Genomic DNA, 7364 nt, shown 5'->3' on the forward strand with positions numbered 1-7364 from the left:
CGCCTAATGTCCGGCGGCCAGGGGAAGACAGATCGGCTTAGGAACGGTCGCCGATTTCGCGCAATGGCTTGCCGCGCATCAAATTGCGTTCGATGTGCTCCAGGGAGACATTTTTGGTTTCCGGCAACAAGACAAAAGTGATGACGATGAAAATCACGTTCAGCAGCGCGTAAATCCAGAAAGTGGGCGCATGGCCAAGTTTGTCCAGCATGGTCAGGAAGGTGGCGCCGACGATCATGTTGGCGATCCAGTTGGTGGCGGTGGAGACCGTTATGCCGAAATCACGGCCTTTCAACGGCTGAATCTCCGAACACAACACCCAAATTAACGGACCTGCGCTCATGGCGAATCCGACAATGAACATCAATAGCATTACGATGGCGAAATATTTGCGAAAATCCGTTTCGACGCCCATATGCAACAATGTTCCCAAAACGCCCATACCCACGGCCATCACCAGAAAGCCCAGTTTTAACGTGGGCTTACGGCCCCATCTGTCCACCAGACCGATGGCGATGAAGGTGGCCAGCACATTCACCAGGCCGACGATGACCGTTCCCCACATCTGATCGGAACCGCTGGAGAAACCGGCGATGCCAAAGATCTTCGGCGCATAGTACATAATTACGTTCATGCCCGTAAACTGTTGCATGGCTTGCAGCAAAATGCCGAGGAAAACCACCCGGCGAAAATTGCTGTTGCTGGTAAACAGCGCCCAGCCAGCCTGTCTGATTTTTAAGCTTTCGCGAATTTCCTTCAATTCCCTTCTGGCTTGTTCAGAGTTGTCTTGCAGCATATTGAGCACTTTTTGCGCTTCGCCGTGACGGCCCTTGGCCGCCAGCCAGCGCGGGCTGTCCGGCAAAAACAACACGCCGATGAACAACAGCCCCGCGGGGATGGTGATAACCCCCAGCATCCAGCGCCAGTTGCCGCTGTAACTGAATCCGGTATCGGACAGATAGGCGGCCAGGATGCCGATGGTGATCATTAATTGATACATGGAGATCATGCCGCCGCGGATCCGTTCCGGCGCGATTTCCGATAAATAGAGTGGCGCGGTATAGGAGGCGATGCCCACCGCCAGGCCCAGAATGATGCGGGCGAAGATCAAGGTTTCCGTGTTGGGCGCAAAGGCGGAGCATAATGAGCCGGCGACAAACAATATCGCGCCGACCAGCAAGCCGTATTTGCGACCGAGCCGGGAGGACAGCCAGCCGGCGCCCACCGCGCCCACCGCCGCGCCAAACATCATGGAACTGACCACCCATTCCTGTTGCTGTGAAGTAATTTGAAATTCCTTGGATAGGAAGGGCAACGCGCCGGCGATAACCCCAATATCCAAACCGAAAAGCAGACCCGCCAGAGCGGCCATAAAACAGACAAAAAAGGTGAAACTTGTCGGAGAATGACTCGACTCCTGTGTGGCAGTACTCATGGCACCTCCCTAAAGATGGTATTTTTTAAGCATCGTTAGCTAATAATCATAGTCTACAAGCATTGCCGGTATGTGATATCCATCACATCTATGTAATCGTTTACATTCTTTCGCCGCTATCCGTAGAAAATAAAGACCTATCTGACCAGATAACATGCTACAAAATGGGGATATATCAAACTAAATCAATTAGCGGACGTAGCATATAATGTATAGCTGAAAACGCAACGGCAGGAATTATTTTTTTTCGATGTTTTAGGAATTAACCTTTTGGAAAATATACCAATAGGGACATGTAATCGATTTCAGGAGGCGAAAAAAAACGGTGATCAAGAGATCACCGTTATAAGTATAGCGCGTGGATGTGCTGTCTGACTGGCTGGCGACTTCCGGTTATTTCAGTCCGGCGGCCTCGCGCAGTATGTGTGCTTTATCGGTTTTTTCCCAAGGGAAGTGTTCGCGACCGAAATGGCCGTAAGCCGCCGTTTCGCCGTAAATAGGTTGCAACAGATCCAGCATGTTGATCAAACCGTAAGGACGCAAATCAAAAAACTCGCGAACCAGTTGAATCAGCTGTTCGTGCGGGATTTTTCCGGTGCCGAAGGTTTCCACGGAAATGGAAGTGGGTTCCGCTACGCCGATAGCATAGGACACCTGGATTTCACAGCGGGAAGCCAGCCCGGCGGCGACGATATTCTTAGCGACATAGCGGGCGGCGTAGGCGGCGGAACGGTCGACCTTGGACGGATCTTTACCGGAAAAAGCGCCGCCGCCATGGCGGGCCATGCCGCCATAGGTGTCGACGATGATTTTACGCCCGGTCAGGCCGCAGTCGCCCATCGGTCCGCCGATGACGAAGCGGCCGGTGGGATTGATGAAATATTTGGTGGCGGGGGACAGCCATTCGGCGGGCAACACCGGTTTGATGATCTCTTCCATCACCCCTTCCTTGAGGTCGCTCAAGGAAACATCTTCGCCATGCTGGGTGGAAAGCACCACGGTATCGATGCCGACCACTTTGTCGCCGTCATACGCAAAGGTCACCTGGCTTTTGGCGTCAGGACGCAGCCAGGGGAGGGCGCCGCTTTTACGCACCTGCGACTGGCGCGATACCAGACGATGGGCATAGGTGATGGGTGCCGGCATCAACACGTCGGTTTCGTCGGTGGCATAGCCGAACATCAGGCCCTGGTCGCCGGCACCCTGTTCCAGCGGGTCGGTGCGATCCACGCCCTGATTGATATCGGAAGACTGCTTGCCGATGGCGCTCAGCACGGCGCAGGAGTTGGCATCGAAACCCATCTCGGAGCTGACATAGCCGATTTCGCGGATGGTGCGGCGCGTCAGTTCCTCGATATCCACCCAGGCGCTGGTGGTGATTTCACCGCCGACCAGCACCATACCGGTTTTGACATAGGTTTCGCAGGCCACACGCGCTTTCGGATCCTGGGCCAGGATAGCATCAAGTACAGCATCGGAAATTTGATCCGCGATTTTATCAGGATGTCCTTCTGAAACGGATTCGGACGTGAAAAGGTGTTTAGCCATCGGTCTCTTTACCTTAGAAAAACGGGTTAGAAATGACTGCGTAGCGCTGGGGATATACCATCCGAAAGGCGATGTCCCTCGGATAGGCTTATGCGTCCTGCAACGTCCCGCGGATGAAATCTTTTAACAGTGCGTCGCTGAGTTAACCAGTCTGGACGGATTAACTTCTGGATGGCTATTCTAGGCCACCCCGCCGGCAAAAGGCCAGCGATTTTTCTGGCAACCTGAACCGGCATTCCTAAAATCGCCGCTGAAAATACCTTGTCATGATTTACTTTTTGCTTTTTGCCGGGCTTGGCTGTATAAATGCGCGCGCACGAAAAAAGCGGCGCAGGCCCATTGCCCGCGGCATCGCAAGTCGCATCGCGGCGGCGAGTAAGGTATGACGTTCAGGTGACTTTTTGCTCTGGTCCGGCGGTTCCGCCGGGTCCGGCTACACGGGGGGTGACACAGTTAATGATTCGCTTGGTTTCGGTCCCGACCGGCCCCTCCCGTCGTCGGCATATCTGCCCGCCGCTTCACGCGTCGTTCGCGTCGTCCCCCTGTTATCGCCGATGTCGCCGGTCCTTCGGACCCTCGGCGGTTGCCCGAATCGTTAGTCCGCGCGCCGTTTATTGAGCGGGCGCGGCGGATTATTCAAGCGGCTCATGAAAATGGGCGTCTTCTGTTCCGTAGCACGGAGTTCATCAAGGTGTTTTACAATTATGGTACTGATGTACCGGACGCCGGTCGCGTCCGGCGACGTTTGTTGCTGTTGGCGGGAAGCCCCCGCGGGCTGGGTTTTGCCGTCGGCGGCGTTGTCAGCGCTATGAAAACGGTACACGAGATCATCAACGTGAGCCGGGTGGGAGAGGTATGTCATGCTTGATGATCAAAAACAGCCGGGTTTCCATTCCTCGGGGGTCCATGACACTTTGCGTTCCATGCAGGAGGTCGCCATGAATGACAGCGATGCCAGTAAAATGATGCGAACCTACAATGTCGCTTACTGGGGCAATAATTACTTTGACGTTAACGAATTGGGTCATATCACCGTTTGCCCCGATCCGGACTATCCAGAGGCGCGCGTCGATTTGGCCGAGCTGGTCAAAGAGCGGCAAAACGACGGCCAGCGGCTGCCGGCGCTGTTCTGCTTTCCGCAAATCCTGCAACACCGGCTGCGTTCCATCAATGCCGCATTTCGGCGCGCCCGTGAATCCTTCGGTTATCGCGGCGGCTATTTTCTGGTCTACCCCATCAAAGTCAACCAGCATCGCCGAGTTATCGAATCTCTGGTGAATTCGGGTGAACCGCTGGGTCTGGAAGCCGGCTCCAAGGCGGAACTGATGGCGGTGCTGGCGCATGCCGGCATGACCCGCACCGTTATTGTTTGCAACGGCTACAAGGATCGCGAATACATCCGCTTGGCGCTGATCGGCGAGAAACTGGGCCATAAGGTTTACCTGGTTATCGAGAAACTGTCCGAAATCAACCTGGTATTGGAGGAGGCCGAACGGCTGAATGTGGTGCCCAGGCTCGGGGTCCGCGCGCGCCTGGCGTCGCAGGGCTCCGGCAAGTGGCAGTCCAGCGGCGGCGAAAAATCCAAGTTCGGCCTGGCGGCGACGCAGGTACTGCAACTGGTGGAATTACTGCGCAGCAAGCATTGTTTGGGAAGCCTGCAGTTGTTGCATTTTCATTTGGGTTCGCAATTGTCCAACATCCGCGATATCGCCTCCGGCGTGCGGGAATCAGCGCGGTTCTATGTCGAGCTGCATCGCCTGGGCGTCAACATAGAATGTTTCGACGTGGGCGGCGGCCTAGGCGTGGATTACGAGGGCACCCGCTCGCAATCGGACGGCTCGGCCAATTACGGACTTAACGAATACGCCAATAACGTGATCTGGGGGATTGGCGATGCCTGCAACGAATACGACCTGCCCCACCCGACGGTGATAACCGAATCCGGCCGGGCGGTCACCGCGCACCATACGGTGCTGGTTTCCAATATCATCGGCGTCGAACGCAACGAGTTCAGCGACCCGGAGCCGCCGGCCGAAGACGCGCCGCGGGCGTTGGAAAGCCTGTGGCAAACCTGGCAGGAGATGCAGGAACCCATCAATCGCCGCTCATTGCGCGAATGGCTGCACGACAGCCAAATGGATCTGCATGACGTCCATACCCAATACACCCACGGTATGCTTGATTTGACGCAGCGCGCCTGGGCGGAGCAGCTTTATCTGAATATCTGCCGGATGATCCAGACGCAACTGGATCCGAGTAATCGCGCCCACCGGCCCATTATCGATGAATTGCAAGAGCGCATGGCGGACAAGCTGTACGTTAATTTCTCGCTGTTTCAGTCGATGCCGGACGCATGGGGCATCGATCAGCTTTTTCCGGTGTTGCCGCTGGAAGGCCTGGACAAACCGCCGGAAGGCCGCGCGGTGTTGCTGGACATTACCTGCGACTCGGACGGCACCATCGATCATTACATCGACGGCGACGGTATCGCCACCACCATGCCGATGCCGCCCTATGATCCGGATAACCCGCCGTTGCTGGGGTTTTTCATGGTCGGCGCCTACCAGGAAATCCTCGGCAACATGCACAACCTGTTCGGCGATACCGCGGCGGTGGATGTCTATGTTTTCCGCGACGGTAGCGTGGAGCTTAACGAGTCCGATGAGGGGGACTCGGTGGCCGATATGCTGCAATATGTCCAGCTCGAACCGAATGTGCTGCTCACGCGTTTTCGCGATCAGGTCAAGGAAACGGATTTGGACGCCGGCCTGCAAGGGGATTTCCTCGAGGAATTTGAAGCCGGACTGTACGGTTACACCTATCTTGAAGACGAATAAGTTAAGGAATCAATATGACGACCCTGGGCCATCAATACGATAATTCGCTGGTGTCCAACGCATTCGGTTTTTTGCGGTTGCCGCTGGAATTCAACCCCTATGAGAGCGATGCCGACTGGGTGATTACCGGTATCCCCTTCGATATGGCCACCAGCGGCCGCTCCGGCGGCCGGCACGGCCCGGCCGCGATTCGCCAGGTTTCCACCAATCTGGCCTGGGAGGGGTGCCGCTGGCCCTGGGATTTCGATGTGCGCAAGCGGCTTAACATCGTCGATTGCGGCGATGTGGTGTTCGACTTCGGCGATGCGCAGGATCTGTGCGACAAACTGCAATCCCACGCCGAACGCCTGCTGGCGGCCGGCAAACGCCTGTTGTCGTTCGGCGGCGATCATTTCGTGACGCTGCCGCTGCTGCGAGCCCACGCCAAGCACTTCGGCAAAATGGCGCTGGTGCATTTCGACGCGCATACCGATACCTACAGTAACGGCAGCAAGTACGATCACGGCACCATGTTCTATCACGCGCCCAACGAAGGTCTGATCGATCCGCGGCATTCGGTACAGATCGGTATCCGTACCGAATATGAGCGCGACAACGGCTTTACCGTGCTGGATGCGGGGCAGGTTAACGATCGCGGCGTAGATGAGATCCTGGCCCAGGTAAAAGGCATCGTCGGTGATTTGCCGGTGTATCTGACCTTCGATATCGATTGTCTGGATCCGGCCTGCGCGCCGGGTACCGGCACGCCGGTCATCGGCGGCCTGAGCACGGATCGGGCGTTGAAACTGGTTCGCGGCCTGCAATCGCTCAATATTGTGGGAATGGATTTGGTGGAAGTGGCGCCGGCCTACGACAACGCCCAGATTACCGCCCTGGCGGCGGCGACCCTGGCGCTGGAAATGTTATATATCCAGGCGGCCGGCAAAGACTGACGAACACTCGGCTTGTCGGCGGATATCGGCTTCGCCGCGCTAAAGGCATTTCTCCCAGGCAAGGTTCGCCCATTTCGCGCCGGCAGGCGGGTTTTACCCAGGTAAATCCGCCGCCGGCGTGGCGGACCTCGCGCGCGTTGCGCAACCCGCGCCAGATTTTCCCCCCATTTTTCCCGTATTACTGCATATACATCGCTACCCGGTTTAGGTTACATTTAGCGATATTTTTTTTCGTGGCATTTTATCATAACCTACTGATATCAAAGAAACTTGGTAATCGAGGCCTAATTCATTCCGAACTGGAGTATAAAAATGACATCCCGAAAAACCCTGGCGAACGCGATTCGCGCTTTAAGCATGGATGCCGTGCAGAAGGCCAAATCCGGCCATCCCGGCGCCCCGATGGGCATGGCCGATATCGCCGAAGTCCTGTGGAACGATTATCTGCGGCACAATCCCGCCAATCCCAAATGGGCCAATCGCGACCGCTTTATCCTGTCCAACGGCCATGGCTCCATGCTGCTCTATAGCCTGTTGCACCTGACCGGCTATAACCTGCCCATGGAAGAGCTGAAAAACTTCCGCCAGTTGCATTCAAAAACCCCCGGCCAT

General features: G+C 56.1%; 4 protein-coding genes and 1 pseudogene. 3 read left to right on the forward strand and 2 right to left on the reverse strand.

From position 1 onward, the window contains the following. Positions 1-37: 37 nt before the first annotated feature. Together FCN80_RS22870 and metK are read right to left on the reverse strand one after the other, a co-directional pair. Complete coding sequence (locus tag FCN80_RS22870; protein ID WP_136992656.1) at positions 38-1435, reverse strand: sugar porter family MFS transporter; 1398 nt, start codon at positions 1433-1435, stop codon at positions 38-40. 393 nt (positions 1436-1828) lie between these two features. Further along, positions 1829-2983, reverse strand: a complete 1155-nt coding sequence (metK, locus tag FCN80_RS22875) for a methionine adenosyltransferase (RefSeq protein WP_136992657.1) — start codon at positions 2981-2983, stop codon at positions 1829-1831. Between the two features lie 860 nt (positions 2984-3843). Here metK and speA point away from each other — a divergent pair. The 3 genes and pseudogenes from speA to FCN80_RS22890 all read left to right on the forward strand — a co-directional run. After that, positions 3844-5820, forward strand: coding sequence for a biosynthetic arginine decarboxylase (gene speA / locus FCN80_RS22880; protein ID WP_136992658.1), 1977 nt, complete (start codon positions 3844-3846; stop codon positions 5818-5820). A gap of 14 nt (positions 5821-5834) precedes the next feature. Beyond that, positions 5835-6752, forward strand: a complete 918-nt coding sequence (gene speB, locus FCN80_RS22885; RefSeq protein WP_136992659.1) for an agmatinase — start codon at positions 5835-5837, stop codon at positions 6750-6752. Positions 6753-7064: 312 nt separating this feature from the next. Continuing rightward, a pseudogene (locus FCN80_RS22890) lies at positions 7065-7364 on the forward strand (transketolase); the annotation flags it as partial.

This window comes from Martelella alba, from assembly GCF_005217455.1.
In the GTDB taxonomy this organism is placed as follows: Bacteria; Pseudomonadota; Gammaproteobacteria; order Enterobacterales; family Enterobacteriaceae; genus Acerihabitans.

Bases quoted from the DNA above. Each gene is read 5' to 3' on its own strand.
- FCN80_RS22870 (WP_136992656.1), bottom strand. From the start codon at position 1,435: ATGAGTACTGCCACACAGGAGTCGAGTCATTCTCCGACAAGTTTCACC.
- metK (WP_136992657.1), bottom strand. From the start codon at position 2,983: ATGGCTAAACACCTTTTCACGTCCGAATCCGTTTCAGAAGGACATCCT.
- speA (WP_136992658.1), top strand. From the start codon at position 3,844: ATGCTTGATGATCAAAAACAGCCGGGTTTCCATTCCTCGGGGGTCCAT.
- speB (WP_136992659.1), top strand. From the start codon at position 5,835: ATGACGACCCTGGGCCATCAATACGATAATTCGCTGGTGTCCAACGCA.